Here is a 19,787-nt window from a genome sequence, read left to right on the forward strand (position 1 = left end):
GCATGGAGCAGTACGAGCCCGAACCTCTGTCCCCGGTCCAACTGGCCGCCATGCGGCGCAGCCTCAGGAACGGCAGGGCCTCACTCGCCCGCCGTTCACTGCTGCGCGCGTCGGCGGGCGGTGCGCTCGCCGTCGGCGGTCTCGGGGCGCTGAGCGCCTGCGGGATCCCCGCGGCCGGCAAGACCCAGGGTGGCGTCTCCGCCGACGACCGCTCGGCCAAGGAGAAGACGATCAACTTCTCCAACTGGACCGAGTACATGGACGTCGACGAGAGCGAGAAGCACCACCCCACGCTGGACGCCTTCACCAAGCGCACCGGCATCACGGTCAAGTACACCGAGGACATCAACGACAACGCCGAGTTCTTCGGCAAGATCAAGCCGCAGCTCGCCGCGGGCCAGGACACCGGCCGCGACCTCATCGTCCTCACCGACTGGCTGGCGGGCCGACTGATCAACCTCGGGTGGGTCCAGAAACTGGACCCGGCCAATCTGCCGCACGCCTACACCAACCTGTCGCAGCAGTTCCGCAACCCCGACTGGGACCCCGGACGCGCCTACTCCTACCCCTGGCAGGGCATCTCGACCGTCATCGCCTACAACAAGAAGGCGCTCGACGGCGTCGAGGTGAAGTCGGTCTCCGACATGCTCGACAACCCCAAGCTCAAGGGGCGCATCGGCTTCCTGACGGAGATGCGCGACAGCGTCGGCATGACGCTGCTCGACATGGGCAAGGACCCGTCCAACTTCACGGACGACGACTACGACGCGGCGATCGCCCGTCTCCAGAAGGCCGTGGACAAGGGCCAGATCCGCCGCTTCACCGGCAACGACTACACGTCCGACATCACCAGCGGCAACTTCGCGGCCTGTATCGCCTGGGCCGGCGACGTCGTCCAGCTCAAGGCGGACAGCCCGGACGTCGACTTCATCATCCCGGACAGCGGTTACATCACCTCGACCGACAACATGCTGATCCCCAACAAGGCGCGCCACAAGACGAACGCCGAGCGGCTCATGGACTACTACTACGAGCCCGAGCCGGCCGCCGAACTCGCCGCCTACATCAACTACGTCTGTCCGGTCGACGGGGTGAAGCCCTATCTCGAGAAGCTCGACAAGGACGCGGCGAACAACCCGCTGATCATTCCCGACCAGGCCATGGCCGCCAAGTCTCACGCCTTCCGCTTGCTCAGCAGCAAGGAAGAGACGGCCTACGAAGAGAAGTTCGCGAAGCTCACAGGGGCGTGACCATGATGACGACAGACAACAGCGGCGACGTCCGCCTCTCCGGGATCAGCAAGACGTACGGCGCCTTCACGGCCGTACACCCGCTCGACCTGACCGTGCCGCAGGGATCGTTCTTCGCCCTCCTCGGGGCATCGGGCTGCGGCAAGACCACCACTCTGCGCATGATCGCCGGCCTGGAGGAACCCACTTCGGGGAGCGTGCACCTGGGAGAGCAGGACGTGACGAACCTGCCGCCCTACAAGCGGCCGGTGAACACCGTCTTCCAGTCCTACGCCCTCTTCCCGCACCTCGACATCTTCGAGAACGTCGCCTTCGGTCTGCGCCGGCGCGGCATCAAGTCGGTGAAGAAGCAGGTCGAGGACATGCTGGAGCTCGTACAGCTCGGCGAGCAGGCCCGCAAGAAGCCGCACCAGCTCTCCGGCGGCCAGCAGCAGCGGGTCGCCGTGGCCCGCGCGCTGATCAACACCCCCAAGGTGCTGCTCCTCGACGAGCCGCTCGGCGCCCTCGACCTCAAGCTGCGCCGCCAGATGCAGTTGGAGCTCAAGCGCATCCAGACCGAGGTCGGCATCACGTTCGTGCACGTCACGCACGACCAGGAGGAGGCCATGACGATGGCCGACACGGTCGCCGTGATGAACGCGGGCCGTGTCGAGCAGCTCGGCTCGCCCGCCGACCTCTACGAGAACCCGAACACCACGTTCGTCGCCAACTTCCTCGGCACCTCGAACCTCATCGAGGCCGAGGTCGACTCCAGGAGCGGCGACGAGATCGTCCTCAAGGCGGGTGGCGGCAAGCTCCTGCTTCCCGCGGCGCGATGTTCGGCGCCCACGACGACCGGCGGCAAGGTCCTGGTCGGCGTCCGCCCCGAGAAGATCACGCTCACGCACGCCGACGACGCGGGCGACATCCCGGTGGGCCGCAACCGGATCACCGGCAAGATCGCCGACTCCAGCTTCATCGGCGTCTCCACGCAGTACGTCATCGACAGCGCCGTCTGCCCCGAGTTCGAGGTCTACGCCCAGAACATCGACCGCGACTCCAGGCTCCGGCCCGGCACGGACGTCGTCCTGCACTGGAACCCGGCGCACACCTTCGGCCTGGACGCCGCCCAGGACATCGACGCCGGCGTCGAGACGGTGGACGAGGAGGCCGCCTGATGGCCACCGTCACCGAGGCGCCACCCCTGGCGCCTCAGCCCGCCGAGAAGCCGCCCCGCAGGCGCAGGCGTCTCACCCCGTACTGGCTGCTGCTGCCCGGCATCCTCTGGCTGCTGGTCTTCTTCGCGCTGCCGATGGTCTACCAGGCCTCCACGTCCGTGCAGACGGGCTCCCTGGAGGAGGGCTACAAGGTCACCTGGCACTTCGCGACCTACTGGAACGCGCTGGCCGACTACTGGCCGCAGTTCCTGCGCTCGGTGCTCTACGCGGGCTCCGCGACGATCCTGTGCCTGATCCTCGGATATCCGCTCGCCTATCTGATCGCCTTCCGCGCGGGCCGCTGGCGCAACGTCGTCCTCATCCTGGTCATCGCCCCGTTCTTCACCAGCTTCCTGATCCGCACGCTGGCCTGGAAGACGATCCTCGCGGACGGCGGCCCGGTGGTCGGCGCCCTCAACTCGCTGCACATCCTCGACGTCACGAGCTGGCTCGGCATCACGGCGGGCGACCGCGTCCTCGCGACACCGCTCGCGGTGATCTGCGGTCTCACGTACAACTTCCTGCCGTTCATGATCCTGCCGCTCTACACCTCGCTGGAACGCATCGACGGACGTCTGCACGAGGCGGCCGGCGACCTGTACGCCAGGCCGGTCACGACGTTCAGGAAGGTCACCTTCCCGCTGTCGATGCCCGGTGTGGTCTCCGGGACCCTGCTGACCTTCATCCCGGCCAGCGGCGACTACGTCAACGCCGACCTGCTCGGCTCCACGGACACCCGGATGGTCGGCAACGTCATCCAGACCCAGTTCCTGAGAATTCTCGACTATCCGACGGCCGCGGCGCTTTCCTTCATTCTCATGGCCGCCATCCTCATCATGGTCACGCTCTACATTCGCAAGTCCGGGACGGAGGACCTGGTCTAAATGGCCTTCGTACGCTGGTTCAAGCATCATCTCGTCGTCATCGCGGGACTGCTGACACTCGGATATCTGCTCCTGCCGAACGTCGTGGTCACGGTGTTCTCCTTCAACAAACCGAAGGGGCGCTTCAATTACGAGTGGCAGAACTTCTCCACGGACGCCTGGACCGACCCGTGCGGCGTCGCCGACATGTGCGGCTCGCTCTCGCTCAGCCTCCAGATCGCCGTGTGGGCGACGCTCGGAGCCACCGTCCTCGGCACCATGATCGCCTTCGCCCTGGTCCGCTACCGCTTCCGCGCGCGTGGGGCGGTCAACTCGCTGATCTTCCTGCCGATGGCGATGCCCGAGGTCGTGATGGCCGCCTCGCTGCTCACCCTGTTCCTCAACATGGGTGCTCAGTTGGGTTTCTGGACCATCCTGATCGCCCACATCATGTTCTGCCTCAGCTTCGTGGTGACGGCGGTCAAGGCGCGCGTCATGTCGATGGACCCGCGTCTGGAGCAGGCGGCTCAGGACCTGTACGCGGGACCGGTGCAGACCTTCGTCCGCGTCACCCTGCCCATCGCGGCACCCGGAATCGCCGCGGGCGCGCTGCTCGCCTTCGCGCTCTCCTTCGACGATTTCATCATCACCAATTTCAACGCGGGCTCGACCGTCACCTTCCCCATGTTCGTCTGGGGCTCGGCGCAGCGCGGAACACCCGTTCAGATCAATGTCATCGGTACGGCCATGTTCGTCGTCGCCGTACTGTTCGTCCTGGCCGGAATGGTGGTCGGTAACCGCCGCAACCGCCAGAAGGCATAAGCCTCCGAGAGAAAAGCACGTGTAAGGGAGTGGAAATCATGGCCCCAAGCGCCATGACCCGTTGGGCCGAGTCTCTTTCCGACGTACAGCCGGTGTCCTACTGGCTTGACGACCCCGGCAAACCCCGCGCCGAACCCGCCCTCACCACCGCCGAGACCTGCGACCTGCTCGTCGTCGGCGGCGGCTACAGCGGACTGTGGACCGCGCTCCTGGCCAAGGAGCGCGACCCCGGGCGCGAGGTGGTCCTGGTGGAGGGCCGCGAGGTGGGCTGGGCCGCCTCCGGCCGCAACGGCGGCTTCTGCGCCGCGTCGCTGACCCACGGTCTGGCCAACGGCCTCACCCGCTGGCCGGACGAGATCAGGAAGCTGGAGGAGCTGGGCGCCCGCAACCTCGACGGGATCGAGGCGGCCGTCGCCCGCTACTCCATCGACTGCGACTTCGAGCGCAGCGGCGAGATCGACGTCGCCACCGAGCCGCACCAGGCGGCCGAACTCCGCGAATGGCACGAGGAGCTGCGGCGCGAGGGGCTGGCGGACGGCATCGAGTTCCTGGACGCCGAAGCGGTACGGGAACAAGTCGACTCACCGACATTCCTGGCCGGCCTCCACGACCGCCGGGGCGTCGCCATGCTCCACCCCGCCAAGCTCGCCTGGGGTCTCAAGCGGGCATGCCGGGAACTCGGGGTCCGTGTCTACGAGCACACCCCGGCACTCGAACTGAGGCCCGACGGCGCCGGAATGGCCGTACGCACCCCGTACGGTTCGGTCCGCGCCCGTCGCGTGGCCCTCGGTACGAACATCTTCCCGAACCTGGTCAGGCGGGTCCGCGCCTACACCGTCCCCGTCTACGACTACGCGCTGATGACCGAGCCGCTGACCGCCGACCAGTTGGCGTCCATCGGCTGGAAGAACCGTCAGGGGCTGGGGGATTCGGCGAACCAGTTCCACTATTTCCGGCTGTCCGCCGACAACCGGATCCTGTGGGGCGGTTACGACGCGATCTACCCGTACGGCGGCCGGATGCGCGCCGAGTACGACGACCGCCCGGAGACGTACGCGAAGCTCGCCGGGCACTTCTTCACCTGCTTCCCGCAGTTGGCGGGCGTCCGCTTCACGCACGCCTGGGGCGGCGCGATCGACACCTGCTCGCGCTTCTCCGCCTTCTTCGGTACGGCGCACCAGGGCAAGGTCGCCTACGCGGCGGGCTACACCGGGCTCGGCGTGGGCGCGACACGGTTCGGCGCGGACGTGATGCTCGACCTGCTGGCGGGGGAGCGCACGGAACGCACCGAGCTGGAGATGGTCCGCAGAAAGCCGCTGCCGTTCCCGCCCGAGCCCTTCGCCTGGACGGGCATCGCGCTCACCAAGTGGTCGCTGGCCCGGGCCGATTCACACGGCGGGCGGCGCAATCTGTGGCTGAAGGCCATGGACCGGATGGGGCTCGGCTTCGACAGCTGAGGGGCACTGACGGGCGGGGGTACCGGAGGGTCCTGAAGGGCGCGTACGCCGATTCTTGATTCACGGCGTACGCCCTGCTCAGCAGCTGTGACCCGCCTCACTATCAACAATTATTCAGAACCCGCGTAATGCCCGGGCCGAACCTCGCTCTCCCCTGTGACGCGACTTGCGTCGACATGAGAGAGGGAGGTTCCGTCATGACAGGGGCCAAGACGGCGGTCGACTGGCTGGCATCCGTAGCTCCGGATCCGGAGGCCTGCCGCTGGGAATGGGAGCGCAATCCGCTGGGGATCGCGCTGCTGCCCGCGGGCAAGGCCTGGGACGTGCTCATCCTGCCGGGCGAACTCGGCTACCCGACGCTCGACGTGCTGACCCGGGTGATCGACCAACTGGGTCCGGTGCTGGTCGACTTCGGGGACGCCCGGATGGGCTTCTTCGTGCCCGCGGGCACCGCGGCCCGGTGGCTCGGCACGGGGGTGCGTACAGCGGGCCGCGGCACCTGGATCGTGGTGCCGTACCCGGGACGGACGACCGGCGGGGTCCGCTGGCTGATCCCGCCGGACGGCTCCGGCACGCTCACCGACCCGGCGCTGCTGGAGCTGGCCATGCACGAGGCGGCGGCGGGTATCGCCGGGAACGAGAACCGATAGCCGCGCCGGGGCCGGACCCCGGTAACAGCCAGAGGTCTTGACAACATGATTGGTCTGGACCAAATTGGGCGCGCTTCACCCTCCAATTCCCCCTGCACGGAGGCAGTCGTGGATCGAACCCGGCGCAACGGATCAGTCATACGTCACAGACTTCTCGCCGTGTGCACGGCCATCGTCCTGGCCGTTCCCGGTATGACCGCGCTCTCGTCGGCCGCCCGTGCGGCCGACGCGGACATCGCGAAGAACGGCGGTTTCGAGGCAGGCCTGGACAGTTGGACCTGCTCAGCGGGCACCACCGTCAACTCACCTGTACGGAGTGGCAGTTCCGCGTTGCAGGCGACCCCGGCCGGCAGCGACCACGCGCAGTGCTCCCAGGCGGTGACCGTCCAGCCCAACTCCCAGTACACCCTGTCCGGTTACGTCCGGGGCAGCTACGTCTACCTCGGCGCGAGCGGCACCGGCACCACCGACGTCTCCACCTGGACCCAGTCCTCGACCGGCTGGCAGCAGCTCACCACGACCTTCCGCACCGGCCCGTCCACCACCAAGGTGACCGTCTACACGCACGGCTGGTACGGCACCGGCGCGTACTACGCCGACGACATCTCCCTGTTCGGCCCCGCCGGCACCCCGGGTCAGCCCCCGGCCGCGCCCACCGGCCTGACGGCAGGCACCGTCACCTCCTCGTCCGTCGCCCTGTCCTGGTCCCCGGTGACCGGCGCGACCGGATACGCCGTCTACCGCGGCGGCGTGAGAGTCCAGTCGGTGACCGGGACTTCGGCCACGGTCAGCGGGCTCACGGCCTCGACGGCGTACGCCTTCCAGGTCGCGGCGGTGAACGACGCGGGCGAGTCGCCGAAGTCGGCGACGGTCACCGCGACGACGACAGCGGGCGGCGGGGGAGGCTCCACCGGACACGCCCTCGTCGGCTACCTGCACGCCAGCTTCGCGAACGGCGCCGGGTACACGCGTCTCGCCGACGTCCCCGACAGCTGGGACATCATCGACCTGGCCTTCGGCGAACCCACCTCCACCACCTCCGGCGACATCCGCTTCACCCGCTGCCCGGTCGCGGAGTGCCCGACCGTCGAGAGCGACGCCGACTTCAAGGCGGCGATCAAGGCCAAGCAGGCGGCGGGCAAGAAGGTCCTGATATCCATCGGCGGCCAGAACGGCCAGGTGCAGCTGACGACGACGGCGGCGCGCGACACCTTCGTCACCTCGGTGTCGAAGATCATCGACACCTACGGCCTGAACGGCCTGGACATCGACTTCGAGGGCCACTCGCTCTCGCTGAACGCGAGCGACACCAACTTCAAGAGCCCCACCACACCCGTGATCGTGAACCTCATCTCGGCCCTGAAGGCCCTCAAGGCCAAGTACGGCGCCGGCTTCGTGCTGACGATGGCCCCCGAGACCTTCTTCGTCCAGCTCGGCTACCAGTACTACGGCACCGGCCCGTGGGGCGGCCAGGACCCGCGCGCCGGGGCCTACCTTCCGGTCATCTACGCCATGCGCGACGACCTGACGCTCCTCCACGTCCAGGACTACAACTCGGGCCCTGTCATGGGCCTCGACAACCAGTACCACTCCATGGGCGGCGCCGACTTCCACATAGCGATGACCGACATGCTCCTCACCGGCTTCCCGGTCGCCGGCAACGCGAGCAACGTCTTCCCGGCCCTGCGCCCCGACCAGATAGCCATCGGCATGCCGGCGACGACGAACGCGGGCAACGGCTACGTGGCGCCCTCCGAGGTCGACAAGGCCCTCGACTGCCTCACCAAGAAGACCAACTGCGGCTCCTACGCCACCCACGGCACCTGGCCCGGCCTCCGCGGCCTGATGACCTGGTCGATCAACTGGGACCGGTTCGGCAGCTGGGAGTTCCAGCGGAACTTCGACGGCTACTTCGGCTGAGCGGCCGCCACGGCGTTGTTCCGGCTCAGCACCGTCCACAGCAGGCACAGCAGCACCGCGCACAGGCACCAGCTCGCCACCACGTCCAGCGGCCAGTGGAAGCCGCGTCGGATCAGGCCGAAGGGCACCGCGAGGTTCAGGGCGAGGCAGACGGTGACCAGTGCGCGGCGGGTGCGGGCGGTGCGGAGCCAGGGTAGGAGGACCAGGGTCGCGGCGCCGTACGCGACGGCGGCGGTCGCCGTGTGACCCGAGGGATAGAAGCCCGTGCCCGGGCCCATCACCGGTGGGCCCGGCCGGGCGACCAGTTCTTTCACCGGTACGACCAGTGCCGGTACGACGGCCATCAGCACCGCCGCCGCGACGGACGGCAGCCACCAGCGGTCCCGCCCGGCCCGGCGGGCGCGCAGGGCGGCGTAGCCGAGCGCGACGGCGAGGACGGGAACGGCGATCGCGACACCGCCGAGGTCGGCGAGGAGCTCGTAGCTCCGGGCCGGATCCACGAGACGGCCGCTGAGGCGTTCGTCCGCGTGGGCGAGGGGGCCATGGGCCACGACCTGCCAGGTGATCACCGCGAAGAGGAGGGCCGGAAGGCCGAGAAGGAGGAGAAAGGCCGGCCACCCCGGAACAGGGGGGGTGGTTCCGGGGTGGCCGACCGGATCGGATCGTCGCACGCCCCGGGGGGTTTGGGGCGGGCGACTGTCCGATCGGTGAGGAGATTCGGAGCTGGAAGCTCCGGGTGTGTGCGCGAGGGCACGACCAGGGCGAAGCTGGGGAGGCCCCGACCCGGCGTCGCCCACAGTCCCCTGTGGGCGGGGTGTTTCTCTCATCTGGGTAGAACCTACGACAGGGGATCCGGGTCCGACAGACGGAATCGTGTCCCGTCATGCACCTCGCACACGTTCTTCACACGGTCTGACGGCCGCCGCCCCGCCCCTGCGGCCAAGCGGAATCCGGCGCGAGGAGCGGTCGGACCCCGCGCGCGGGCGGGCCCGCGGTGTCAGATACGGGAGAAGGCCTGCTCGATGATGTCGAGGCCCTCGTTCAGGAGGTCCTCGCCGATGACCAGCGGGGGCAGGAAGCGGAGGACGTTGCCGTAGGTGCCACAGGTCAGGACCAGCAGGCCCTCCTGGTGGCAGGCCTTGGCGAGCGCGGCGGTCGCCTCGGCGTTCGGCTCCTTGCCGTCGCGGTCCTTGACCAGCTCGATGGCGATCATGGCGCCGCGGCCGCGGACCTCGCCGATGATGTCGAACTTCTCGGCCATCGCGCCCAGACGGGTCTTCATGACCCCCTCGATGTGCTTGGCCTTCGCGTTGAGGTCGAGTTCCTTCATCGTCTCGATCGCGCCGAGGGCGCCGGCGCAGGCCACCGGGTTGCCGCCGTAGGTGCCGCCCAGGCCGCCCGAGTGCGCGGCGTCCATGATCTCGGCGCGGCCGGTGACGGCGGCGAGCGGGAGGCCGCCCGCGATGCCCTTGGCGGTGGTGATCAGGTCCGGGACGATGCCCTCGTCCTCGCAGGCGAACCACTGGCCGGTGCGGCAGAAGCCGGACTGGATCTCGTCGGCGACGAAGACGATGCCGTTGTCGGTGGCGAACTTGCTGATGGCGGGCAGGAAGCCCTTGGCCGGCTCGATGAAGCCGCCCTCGCCGAGCAGCGGCTCGATGATGATCGCGGCGACGTTCTCGGCGCCGATCTGCTTGTTGATCATGTCGATGGCCTGGGCGGACGCCTCGGCGCCCGCGTTCTCCGGGCCGGTCAGCCAGCGGTAGCCGTACGCCACCGGCACGCGGTAGACCTCGGGGGCGAACGGGCCGAAGCCGTGCTTGTACGGCATGTTCTTGGCGGTCAGCGCCATCGTGAGGTTGGTGCGGCCGTGGTAGCCGTGGTCGAAGACGACCACCGCCTGCCGCTTGGTGTACGCCCGCGCGATCTTGACGGCGTTCTCGACGGCCTCGGCGCCCGAGTTGAACAGGGCCGACTTCTTGGCGTGGTCGCCCGGCGTCAGCTCCGCGAGCGCCTCGGCGACGGCCACGTACCCCTCGTACGGCGTGACCATGAAACAGGTGTGCGTGAAGTCCTGGAGCTGGGCGGAGGCCCGGCGTACGACGGCCTCGGCGCTCGCGCCGACACTGGTCACGGCGATTCCGGAGCCGAAGTCGATCAGACGGTTCCCGTCGACGTCCTCGATGATGCCGCCACCGGCGCGCGTGGTGAACACGGGGAGCACCGAGCCCACACCGGCGGCGACCGCGGCGAGACGCCGGGCCTGCAGCTCCTGCGACTTCGGGCCGGGAATGGCGGTGACGACGCGGCGCTCCTGCGGAAGTGCGGTCATGAGGGGCTCCCTGATGTTCCTGCGAACCGGACGGTCCCCGGCGGGCGGGGCGCACCGGGTGGGGGTGCTTTCGGACGCTTGACTGCCTTCTTCGCAGGTTAGGGCCGGGGGAGGGGGGTGGGCATGCTCCACGGGGGAGATGTTCGGGCTCCCGGTTGTCCGTGGTGGACATAGGAGGAAGGTGTGCCGCGGTACCTGGTCCGCAGGGCGCCTCCGGGCAGGTCCGGCCGCGTAAACGGTGAACTCCCCCCGTGGGGGCACTAGATTGGCTCGCGGACGACGCACGGAGCGGCTGGTCAGGGGGCAAGGCGATGGACAGCGACGGGACGCGGGACGCGCGGGGCACGCACGCGAGTCCTGTGCCGCGTCCGGCGGGGCCGCCGGACGCGGCGGCGACGCCACCGAGGCCCACGGGGGCGCCGGGGATGCCGCCGTTGCCGGACGGGGCCGGCTTCCTGACGTGGGTCCGGACGTCGAGGCCGGAGGCGCCGCCCGGGGTCTGGCGGTTCGGGCACCGGCCGCGGCCGGACGAGGAGCCGGAGGAGATCCCGGCGCGCCAGCTCCTGAGCGGCGCCGTGATCGCGTTCCTGGTGGGCTGGCTGATCTGGTCGCTGCTCTGGAACGGCTACCTGGGCGGCTGGTGGATCATCCCGCTCGACCTGTTCACCCCCGACTCCTGGCGCCGCAGCGACGACGCGGTGGGCAACGCGTTCCTCTGGTACGGCTACTACACGCTGATCGCCCTCGGGATCATGTTCGGCGTCGGCCGCCTCGGCCGCTGGGGCGAGGTCTGGCGGCGCTACGGGCTGCCCGCCTGGCGCCGCGCCGCGCCCGTGAGCGAGCGGCCGCCCGCGCCCGAGGAGGACCCCGCCCAGTGGAACCAGCTCCGCGCCGCCGGCGCGGCCGACGCCGCCGACCGGCTCGCCGCCGAGGCCCGCTCGGGGCTGACGCGCGACGTCGACCACGCCCGGATCACCCGCGCCTGGCAGAGCGTACGGAGCGGGCGGCACAGCCTCGCCACCTTCACCGGGGCGGTCCTCAAGGACGGGTCCGCCGCCTGCCTGCATCCCTCCGGCGCGCGCGACCTGCCCGGACGGCACGCGCTGCACGACCTCGTGACCGGCCAGGTGCGGCTGGGCACGACCGCCGACGACGCCCGCAACCCGTATGCCTACCGTGCCACCGGCCTGGGGCTCGGCCCCGACCTGCTGGGCACCTCGCTGGTCGCCGTCGGCCCGCCCGGATCGGGCAAGACCGGTGGCGTTGTGTGGCCGCTCGCGGAGTCGCTGTGCCTCCAGGCGCTCGCCGGGCGGGCCGCCGTGGTCGTGGTCGGCGCCGCGGGTGCCGGGCTCGGCGCCCCCGACGCCTACGACGTCGTCGTACGGATCGGGAATCCCGAATCCGTGTACGACCTCGACCTGTACGGCGGGACCACCGACCCCGACGAGGCCGCCGCCGTACTGGCGGAGGCGCTCGTCGGTGATCTGGCCGATCCGCATCCCGGGGGCGACAGCCGCCGGTCGACCACCGTCCTCGCCCAGCTTCTCGGACCGTTCCGGGCCGTCCACGGCCGGTTCCCCTCGGTGCCCGAACTGCGACAGCTCCTCGACGGCACTCCCGGTCCGCTCGGGGCGCTGCGCAAAGCCCTGGAGGACAGCGGGAAGGAGTCCCTGCTGCGCGAACTCGACGCCCGTGAGCGCCAGTTGGGGCACCCGGGAGATCTGGGAGGCGTGCTCTCGGATCGCGTCGCGCTGCTCGACAGGCCGGCGTTCGCGGGGTTCTTCGACACGTCGGGGCAGTCCCGCCCCTTCTCGCTGCGGGCCCTCGACCATCCGGTGCGGGTACGGATCGACCTGCCCGCGCGCGGGCACGCCGACGCCTCGCGGATCCTGGCGCGGCTGGTGCTCGCGCAGTTCACGGCGAGTGTCGCGGTACGGGAGGACCGGTCGCTGTTCGCCTGCCTGGTGCTCGACGACGCGACCGGGGTCGTCACGCCCGAGGCCGTACGAGGTATCCAGCGGCTGCGTTCCGGCAACGCCGGCGCCGTGCTGACGCTGCGGACCCTCGACGACGTGCCGCGCACGCTGCGTACTCCGCTGCTCGGCGCCATCGGGTGCCGGATGGCGCTGTCCGGGCTCACTCCCTGGGACGGGCAGGACTTCGCCGAGGTCTGGGGCAAGGAGTGGATCGAGGCGCGCGACGTCACCGACCGGCAGATCATCGCGGAGACCCCGGCGGGCAAGGCGCTGCACATGGTGCGCCGGGTGATCACCGGGCACGCGCCGACCGCCCGGGCCGTCACCGTGCGTCAGGTCGAGCGGGAGCGGTGGTCCGCGTCCGAGCTGGCGCACGGGGTGCCGCCGGGGCACGCCGTGCTGTCGCTCACGAGCGTGCGGGGCGAGCACGCGCCGCCGCTGCTCGTGGATCTACGCGGCTGACGCCGGTCGCCCCGCGCGGGTGACGGTCCTGGGCGGGTGATGGTCCTGGGCGTACGGCGCTGACCTGTACGTCTGGACACACGGTCACGGCCGTACCGTACGGTGAGGCAGAATCGACACGGGTCGTTCATACGTCGCGGCCAAAAGATCCACACCACCAGTGACCGTCGGAACCGCCAGTGACCGTCGAAGATCCTGTGAAGACCTGAGAACCCGAAGGCCTGAAGGTCCCATGCCCCCCACGCTCGCCTCGCTCGTCCACCACTCCGCGCTCAAGCTCACCGTGCGCGCGGGCGAGGACCGGCTGGACGCGCCCGTCCGCTGGGCGCACGCGAGTGAGCTCGCCGACCCCGTGCCGTACATGGAGGGCGGGGAACTCCTGCTGATCACCGCGCTCAAGCTGGACGCGGACGACCCCGAGGTCATGCGGCGCTATGTGAAGCGGCTGGCCGGAGCGGGTGTGGTCGGGCTCGGGTTCGCCGTCGGGGTGCACTACGAGGAGATCCCGAAGGCACTCGTCGACGCGGCGCGAGAAGAGGCGCTGCCGCTCCTCGAAGTGCCCCGGCGTACGCCCTTCCTTGCCATCAGCAAGGCCGTCTCCGCCGCCATCGCGGCCGATCAGTACCGGGCCGTGACCGCTGGGTTCGCCGCGCAGCGCGAACTGACCAAGCAGGCGCTGAACGACGGGCCCGAAGGGCTGCTGTCCTCCCTCGCCGGACAGGTCGACGGGTGGGCCGCGCTGTACGACGCGTCCGGCGCCGTCGTCGCCGCAGCGCCCGACTGGGCGGAGCGGCGGGCCGCCCGGCTGACGCCGGACGTGGAGCGGCTGCGGGACCGGCCCGCGCCCGCGAGCTCGGTGGTCGGCGGCGAGGACCGGGTGGAGCTGCACTCGCTGGGCACCGGACGCAGGCCGCGCGCCGCGCTCGCCGTCGGCACCGCCGCCGCCCTCGGAACCGCCGAGCGCTACGCCCTGCACTCGGCGATCGCCCTGCTGACCCTCACCACCGAACGCTCGCGCTCCTTGCAGGCGGCCGAGCAGCGGATCGGCGCGGCGGTGCTGCGCATGCTGCTCGCCGGGGAGTCCGATCACGCCCGGGCCGTCGCCGGGGACCTGTTCGGCGCACTCCTCGACGCGCCCTTCCGGCTGATCCTCGCCGAGTCGGCGTCCGCGTCGGCCGGCCGTGCGCACGCCGACGGCCGGGCCCGCGTGACCGCCGCCGCCGTCCCCTCCGTCGCCCTCGCCGTGCCCGAATCCGGCGGTGAACCGCTCGGCGTGCTCGCCGAGGTCGTGGAGTCCGCGGCGGCCCGTTCCGGTGAGGCCGTGCTCGTCGTGCCCGACGGGGAGCGGCTCGTCGTGCTCGCCGTCGACGGGGGCGCGGCGGTCGCCGCCTGCGGGGAGCACGCGGCGGCGCTGGAGGCCGCGCGGGCGTCCGAGCGGGAGCAGTCCGGCGCGGACGAGGACGAACTGGTGGTCGGGCTTTCGGCGCCCGCCGGGCCGATCGCGGCCGGCGCCGCGTACAAGCAGGCCGAGCAGGCGCTGTCCGTCGCCCGCCGGCGGGGGCGGTTCCTCGTCGAGCACGAGGAGCTGGCCGCCGGGTCCGTGCTGCCGCTGCTCGCCGACGACGCGGTGCGGGCGTTCGCCGACGGGCTCCTGCGGGCGCTGCGGGAGCACGACGCGACCGGGCGTGGTGACCTTGTCGCCTCGCTGCGGGCGTGGTTGTCCCGGCACGGACAGTGGGACGCGGCGGCGGCCGACCTGGGGGTGCACCGGCACACGCTGCGGTACCGGATGCGGCGGGTCGAGGAGATCCTCGGGCGGTCGCTGGATGATCCGGATGTGCGGATGGAGCTTTGGCTGGCGCTGAAGACCACGGCCGCGGCGGGGGAACAGGGCTGATTTTCAGCCCGTCCGGCGATTGAGGACGAGCGCGTCAGCGCGATGCGGGGGTCCGGGGGCGGCAGCCCCCGGGAACGGGACGGGCAGGGGCGGAGGGGCGAAAAACCCACGCCCGCGCCACCCCCACCGTTCCAAACCGGCGCACCCCCCACCCCGACTGCTACGAGTCGGACAAACGACCCCCGGCCGCCCCGCCCCTACCGTTGACCGGGAAAGCCACGCCCGCACACCAACCTCGGAAGGGCGGACTCACACATGACTTCCACCCACGCCTTCTGGCTCGCCGGCCGCCAGGCCACCGGCGAGACCACGTTCGACGTCACCTCCCCGTGGGACGGCCGCCTCGTCGGCCAGGTCAGCGTGCCGACCGAGGCCCAGGTCGAGGAGGCGGTCGCCGCCGCGTACGCCGTACGGGACGAGTTCGCCGCGACCCCGGCACACATCCGCGCCGCCGCCCTCGACCACGTGTCGAGGCGTCTCGCCGAGCGCACCGAGGAGATCGCCCGGCTCATCTCCGCCGAGAACGGCAAGCCGGTCAAGTGGGCCCGCGGCGAGGTCGGCCGCGCGGTGTCGGTGTTCCGGTTCGCGGCTGAGGAGGCCCGCCGGTTCAACGGAGGCGAGGCCCAGCGGCTCGACACCGACCTCGGCGGCCAGGGGCGGCTCGCGCTGACCCGGCGGTTCCCGAAGGGCGTCGTCCTGGGCATCGCGCCCTTCAACTTCCCGCTCAACCTGTGCGCCCACAAGATCGCCCCGGCCATCGCCGCCGGCACGCCGATCATCCTGAAGCCGGCGCCCGCGACCCCGCTGTCGGGCCTGATCATCGGCGACCTGCTGGCCGAGACGGAGCTGCCCGCCGGTTCGTGGAGCATTCTGCCCGTGTCCAACGAGCGGATGCCCGCGCTGGTGCGGGACGAGCGGCTGCCGGTCATCTCCTTCACCGGCTCGGAGAAGGTCGGCTACGCGATCATGGACAGCGTGCCGCGTAAGCACTGCACGCTGGAACTCGGCGGCAACGGCGCGGCCGTCGTCCTCGCCGACTGGGCGAGCGACGAGGACCTGGACCTGGCCGCCACCCGCATCGCCACCTTCTCCAACTACCAGGGCGGCCAGTCCTGCATCTCCGTGCAGCGGGTGATCGCGGACGCCTCCGTGTACGACCGGCTGCTGCCGCGTATCGTCGCCGCCGTCGAGGCGCAGGTCACCGGGGACCCGTCGGACGACAGGACCGACGTGGGCCCGCTGGTCAGCGAGGACGCCGCCGAGCGCGTCGAGGCGTGGGTCGAGGAGGCCGTCCGGGCGGGCGCCCGTGTGCTCACCGGCGGCAAGCGTGACGGCGCCGCGTACGCGCCGACCGTGCTCGCCGACGTACCGGCGGACACCACCATCTCCTGCGAGGAGGTCTTCGGACCGGTCCTCACCGTACGGAAGGTGGAGGGCGAGGCAGCCGCCTTCGCCGCCGTCAACGACTCCAAGTACGGCCTCCAGGCAGGTGTGTTCACGCACGACCTCCAGGTCGCCTTCCGCGCCCACCGTGCGCTGGAGGTGGGCGGTGTCGTGATCGGCGACGTGCCGTCCTACCGCGCCGACCAGATGCCGTACGGCGGTGTGAAGCAGTCCGGTGTCGGCCGCGAGGGCGTGAAGTTCGCGATGGACGACTACACCTACGAGCGGGTGCTGGTTCTGACGGGTCTCGCCCTCTGAGCTCCACTCAGCTCCGCGGACGGCCGTAGCCCGTCCTGGCCGACGGCCGGAGCCCGCTGTGCGGGGGCTCCGGCCGTCGGCTTTCCCCTACTGGCTCATGGGAACCATTTTCAAATAGGATTCCGGTGCGGGGCCCGGCGCCGCTGCCTTCCGGCGCCGGGCCCCACCGTGCCGGCCTGCCCGGACCCTCAGCCGGAGAAGCCGACGTGCGCGAGCCGCAACGGGCCGCGCAGCCTGAGGTGTACGTCGTGCACGCCGGCGGCGGTGAACTCCGCGCCGAGCGTCGTGTAGTCGTAGGGTCCCTTGCTCGCGTCGAGAGTCACTGGAGCGGTCGACGGGCCGCCGTCCAAGGAGATCTCCACGGCTCCCTCGCCCGCCACCTCGACGGTGACCCGGCGGATGCCGTCCCCGAAGTCGCAGCCGCGGAAGACGAGTTCGCCCGTCCCGCCGTCCACCGGTGTCACGGCGTCGCCCGTCACCTTCGTACGGTCCACGATCGCCGTGTTCCGCTGCTCGTCGAAGCCGGCCGCGTCGAGGCCCAGTTCGCGCACCGGTCGGGGGGCGGCCGGTTCGCCGTCGAGTTCGACCGTCGCGCGGAGCCGGATGTCCTCGCTGGAGGCGCCCACGAGCAGTTCGTGGGCGCCCGGCTCCAGGCGCGGACGGCCGTGTGCCACATCCCAGAACTCCAGTGCGGAGAGCGGGACTTCGAAGGTCAGCGTGGTCGTGGCGCCCGGGGTGAGGTGGACGCGGCGGTGTGCCGCCAGCTCTCGGCGGGGGCGCGGCACCGACGGGTTCACGGCACGGGTGTAGAGCTGGGCGACCTCGTCGGCCGCCACCGCGCCCGTGTTGGTGACGGTGAAGGAGATCCTCAACTCATCGTTCCGTGGGGTGACTTCGAGGTCGGAGTACGAGAACCGCGCGTACGAAAGACCATGTCCGAACGGGAACAGCGGCGCGCCCTCGAAGTACAGATAGGTCTGCCGGCCGCCGATCACGTCGTAGTCGAGGAGGCCGGGCAGGTCGGCGTCGGAGGCGTACCAGGTCTGCGGGAGGCGGCCCGCCGGGGAGACGTCACCGGCGAGCACGCGGGACAGGGCGGTGCCCGCCGCCTGCCCGCCGTGCGCGGTCCACAGGACGGCGGGCAGGTCCGTGTGGTCCACCGCGTACGGGTACGCGGAGACCAGGACCAGAGCCGTGTCCGGGTTCGCCGCGCGGGCCGCCCGGAGCAGCCGCTCCTGGTGGGCGGGGAGGCGGAGTGTCGTGCGGTCCTCCGTCTCCCGGCCGTTGATGTGCGGGTCGTTCCCCGCGACCACCAGGACGACGTCCGCGCCGGCCGCCGCGCGAGCCACCGCGTCCTCGCCGCGCTCGGTGAACTCCAACTCGAGGATTTCCGCGCCGGAGGCGTCCTCGGCGGCAACCTTCACGCCGTCGGTGGCGACAGAGACGTACCTACCCGTCCCGACGTGCTTCAGGAGGTGGCCGTTCTCGTGGGTTCCGGAGGGTTCGAGGCGGAATGTCTCCTGGACGACCCAGCCGCCGGGCTGGTCCGCGGACGCGCGCACGAAACCGTCGTCCGCGACCGAGAGATACCGTCCGTCGGGGGCGCGCAGCGTCAGGACTCCGTCGCCCCAGTCGATGAGCGCGAGTTCGGTGCCGGCCGTGTCGGTGGTGAGCGGGGGCAGGTCCGTGCGGCCCGCGAGGAGCGCCGGGTCCAGGGCGCCTCCGGCTCCGCGTGCCTCGTCGTCCGCGGCGTTCTCGTCCAGCGGCACCGACAGGTACCTACCCGACGACGTCCGCAGGCGTACGCGGTCCACGCCCTCCGCGAAGTCGACGCGCTCGGCGCCGAAACGCTCGTACAGGCCCTCCAGCGGAGTCGAGCGGTGGATGAGTGTGCCGCTGTACCAGTCGAGCTTGCACTCGTCGGCGAGGAGCCCCACCACGGCGAGGCCGGCGCCGGGGGCCAGTGGCAGCAGGCCGTCGTTCTTGAGCAGCACGACCGCCTGCTCCGCGGCCTCCTGGGCGAGGGCGCGGTGGGCCGGGGTGTCGAAGGCCGAGGCGCCCGCGTACGGGTCGAGCCCCGGGTCGAACTCGCCCAGCCGGAACCGGACAGCGAGCTGTCGGCGTACCGCGGCGTCGATGTCGGCCTCGCTCAACAGGCCCTGGACGAGAGCGCCTTGAACACGCTCGATGATCCGCGAGCTGTCCGTGCCGTGGTCCGTGAAGCTGTCCACCCCGGCGCGGACCGCGGCCGCGGTCGACTCCTCGTGGGTGTCGAAGTAGTGCTCGGAATCGACCAGGTTGGAGGGCGCGCCCGCGTCCGAGCAGACCAGCAGATCCTGGTCGGTCCAGGTGCGCAGGTGCTCGCGCAGATACGGCGAGACGTGGTTGGGACGGCCGTTGACCAGGTTGTACGCGGGCATCACACCGGCCACGGCGCCCGCCTCGACCGTCTCGCGGAAGGCGCGCAGGTCGTACTCGTGCAGGACGCGCGGGCGCACGGAGGAGGACGAGGTGTCCCTGTCCGTCTCGTTGTTGTGGGCCAGCCAGTGCTTGAGGACCGGGGCCGTACGCCAGTACACCGGGTGGTCGCCGCGCAGGCCGCGGGTGTACGCCGTCGCGATCGCCGAGGTGAGCCGCGGGTCCTCCGAGTAGCCCTCCTCGTTGCGGCCCCACAGCGGGTGGCGGAGCAGGTTGACCGTGGGGGACCACACGTTGAGGCCGACGCGGTCGTCGCGGGCGCGCATGGCGCGGGTCTCGGTGGAGACGGCCTCGCCGACCCGGCGTACGAGCTCGTCGTTCCAGGTCGCGCCGAGCCCCACGGCCTGCGGGAACACCGTCGCCGGGCCCATCCAGGCGACGCCGTGCAGCGCCTCCTGCCCGGTGCGGAAGGCGGCGACGCCGAGTCGCTCGACGGCCGGTGCGAACTGGTGCAGGAACGCGATCCGTTCGTCGAGCGTGAGCCGTGCCAGCAGGTCGTCGATGCGCTTCGCGAACGGCAGCTGCGGATCACGGAAAGGGGGCGTAGGCGGCGTTTGTGCGGTCACGTGGAGATCCCTTTGCGATGGAGCGACGGGGCGCTTTCGAAGCGCTTCGATGCTGATTCGACCGAGGGGTGGGTGTCAAGACACCCAGACGCAACAACTCCGTTTCCCCATCTCTACATCAAGTGCCGCACGGGGCCGGTCCAGTCCTCTGCGGCCATGGCATACCTCCGAGGAATCTTGGAATCGACTCTTGTGCACCCCCACGCGTTCACTTAAC

Annotated in this window: 13 protein-coding genes; 10 read left to right on the plus strand and 3 right to left on the minus strand. The window is 70.8% G+C overall.

Annotation, left to right across the window (positions count from 1 at the left end; genetic code table 11):
* The first annotated feature begins 2 nt into the window (after positions 1-2).
* The 7 genes from ACIBLC_RS20515 (at position 3) to ACIBLC_RS20545 (ending at position 8,158) form a co-directional block, all read left to right on the plus strand.
* The gene (locus tag ACIBLC_RS20515) at positions 3-1,250 is read left to right on the plus strand and encodes a spermidine/putrescine ABC transporter substrate-binding protein (RefSeq protein WP_399212435.1); all 1,248 of its coding nucleotides are present in this window, start codon (positions 3-5) and stop codon (positions 1,248-1,250) included.
* A gap of 5 nt (positions 1,251-1,255) precedes the next feature.
* On the plus strand, positions 1,256-2,407 hold the full coding sequence (locus ACIBLC_RS20520) for an ABC transporter ATP-binding protein (protein WP_399212518.1): 1,152 nt from the start codon (positions 1,256-1,258) through the stop codon (positions 2,405-2,407).
* The gene (locus ACIBLC_RS20525; RefSeq protein WP_399212436.1) at positions 2,407-3,330 is read left to right on the plus strand and encodes an ABC transporter permease; all 924 of its coding nucleotides are present in this window, start codon (positions 2,407-2,409) and stop codon (positions 3,328-3,330) included. The genes ACIBLC_RS20520 and ACIBLC_RS20525 overlap by 1 nt, the downstream gene beginning before the upstream one ends.
* Positions 3,331-4,131, plus strand: a complete 801-nt coding sequence (locus ACIBLC_RS20530) for an ABC transporter permease (protein ID WP_399212437.1) — start codon at positions 3,331-3,333, stop codon at positions 4,129-4,131.
* A 38-nt stretch (positions 4,132-4,169) separates the two neighbouring features.
* The gene (locus ACIBLC_RS20535; protein ID WP_399212438.1) at positions 4,170-5,588 is read left to right on the plus strand and encodes an NAD(P)/FAD-dependent oxidoreductase; all 1,419 of its coding nucleotides are present in this window, start codon (positions 4,170-4,172) and stop codon (positions 5,586-5,588) included.
* 197 nt (positions 5,589-5,785) lie between these two features.
* Positions 5,786-6,238 carry a hypothetical protein gene (locus ACIBLC_RS20540; RefSeq protein ID WP_399212439.1) on the plus strand — a complete coding sequence of 151 codons (453 nt, stop codon included), beginning with the start codon at positions 5,786-5,788 and terminating at the stop codon, positions 6,236-6,238.
* 192 nt (positions 6,239-6,430) lie between these two features.
* Positions 6,431-8,158, plus strand: a complete 1,728-nt coding sequence (locus ACIBLC_RS20545; RefSeq protein ID WP_399212519.1) for a chitinase — start codon at positions 6,431-6,433, stop codon at positions 8,156-8,158.
* On the opposite strand, the gene ACIBLC_RS20550 is transcribed toward ACIBLC_RS20545, so the two are convergent.
* Positions 8,146-8,829: a phosphatase PAP2 family protein gene (locus tag ACIBLC_RS20550; RefSeq protein WP_399212440.1), complete on the minus strand. Its 684-nt coding sequence runs from the start codon at positions 8,827-8,829 to the stop codon at positions 8,146-8,148. The two genes, ACIBLC_RS20545 and ACIBLC_RS20550, sit on opposite strands and share 13 nt — an antisense overlap.
* Positions 8,830-9,155: 326 nt before the next feature.
* Entirely contained in the window at positions 9,156-10,490 is a 1,335-nt protein-coding gene (gabT, locus tag ACIBLC_RS20555) for a 4-aminobutyrate--2-oxoglutarate transaminase (RefSeq protein ID WP_399212441.1), read from the minus strand.
* A 311-nt stretch (positions 10,491-10,801) separates the two neighbouring features.
* On the opposite strand from gabT, the gene ACIBLC_RS20560 reads away from it, so the two are divergent.
* From ACIBLC_RS20560 to ACIBLC_RS20570, 3 genes are all read left to right on the plus strand, one after another.
* Positions 10,802-12,928, plus strand: coding sequence for an ATP-binding protein (locus tag ACIBLC_RS20560; protein ID WP_399212522.1), 2,127 nt, complete (start codon positions 10,802-10,804; stop codon positions 12,926-12,928).
* Between the two features lie 232 nt (positions 12,929-13,160).
* Positions 13,161-14,825, plus strand: coding sequence for a PucR family transcriptional regulator (locus tag ACIBLC_RS20565; RefSeq protein WP_399212443.1), 1,665 nt, complete (start codon positions 13,161-13,163; stop codon positions 14,823-14,825).
* A gap of 255 nt (positions 14,826-15,080) precedes the next feature.
* Positions 15,081-16,526 (plus strand): aldehyde dehydrogenase family protein, encoded by a 1,446-nt coding sequence (locus ACIBLC_RS20570; protein ID WP_399212444.1) that lies wholly within the window; start codon positions 15,081-15,083, stop codon positions 16,524-16,526.
* Positions 16,527-16,714: 188 nt separating this feature from the next.
* Here ACIBLC_RS20570 and ACIBLC_RS20575 read toward each other — a convergent pair whose 3' ends face one another.
* Positions 16,715-19,570 (minus strand): glycoside hydrolase family 3 C-terminal domain-containing protein, encoded by a 2,856-nt coding sequence (locus ACIBLC_RS20575; RefSeq protein ID WP_399212445.1) that lies wholly within the window; start codon positions 19,568-19,570, stop codon positions 16,715-16,717.
* Positions 19,571-19,787 lie beyond the last annotated feature (217 nt).

The sequence above is a fragment of the Streptomyces sp. NPDC050535 genome, from assembly GCF_044457665.1.
Taxonomy (GTDB): Bacteria; Actinomycetota; Actinomycetes; order Streptomycetales; family Streptomycetaceae; genus Streptomyces.

Excerpts from the sequence above, each read along its gene's own strand:
- ACIBLC_RS20515 (WP_399212435.1), top strand. The coding sequence starts at position 3 with ATGGAGCAGTACGAGCCCGAACCTCTGTCCCCGGTCCAACTGGCCGCC.
- ACIBLC_RS20520 (WP_399212518.1), top strand. The coding sequence starts at position 1,256 with ATGACGACAGACAACAGCGGCGACGTCCGCCTCTCCGGGATCAGCAAG.
- ACIBLC_RS20525 (WP_399212436.1), top strand. The coding sequence starts at position 2,407 with ATGGCCACCGTCACCGAGGCGCCACCCCTGGCGCCTCAGCCCGCCGAG.
- ACIBLC_RS20530 (WP_399212437.1), top strand. The coding sequence starts at position 3,331 with ATGGCCTTCGTACGCTGGTTCAAGCATCATCTCGTCGTCATCGCGGGA.
- ACIBLC_RS20535 (WP_399212438.1), top strand. The coding sequence starts at position 4,170 with ATGGCCCCAAGCGCCATGACCCGTTGGGCCGAGTCTCTTTCCGACGTA.
- ACIBLC_RS20540 (WP_399212439.1), top strand. The coding sequence starts at position 5,786 with ATGACAGGGGCCAAGACGGCGGTCGACTGGCTGGCATCCGTAGCTCCG.
- ACIBLC_RS20545 (WP_399212519.1), top strand. The coding sequence starts at position 6,431 with ATGACCGCGCTCTCGTCGGCCGCCCGTGCGGCCGACGCGGACATCGCG.
- gabT (WP_399212441.1), bottom strand. The coding sequence starts at position 10,490 with ATGACCGCACTTCCGCAGGAGCGCCGCGTCGTCACCGCCATTCCCGGC.
- ACIBLC_RS20560 (WP_399212522.1), top strand. The coding sequence starts at position 10,802 with ATGGACAGCGACGGGACGCGGGACGCGCGGGGCACGCACGCGAGTCCT.
- ACIBLC_RS20565 (WP_399212443.1), top strand. The coding sequence starts at position 13,161 with ATGCCCCCCACGCTCGCCTCGCTCGTCCACCACTCCGCGCTCAAGCTC.
- ACIBLC_RS20570 (WP_399212444.1), top strand. The coding sequence starts at position 15,081 with ATGACTTCCACCCACGCCTTCTGGCTCGCCGGCCGCCAGGCCACCGGC.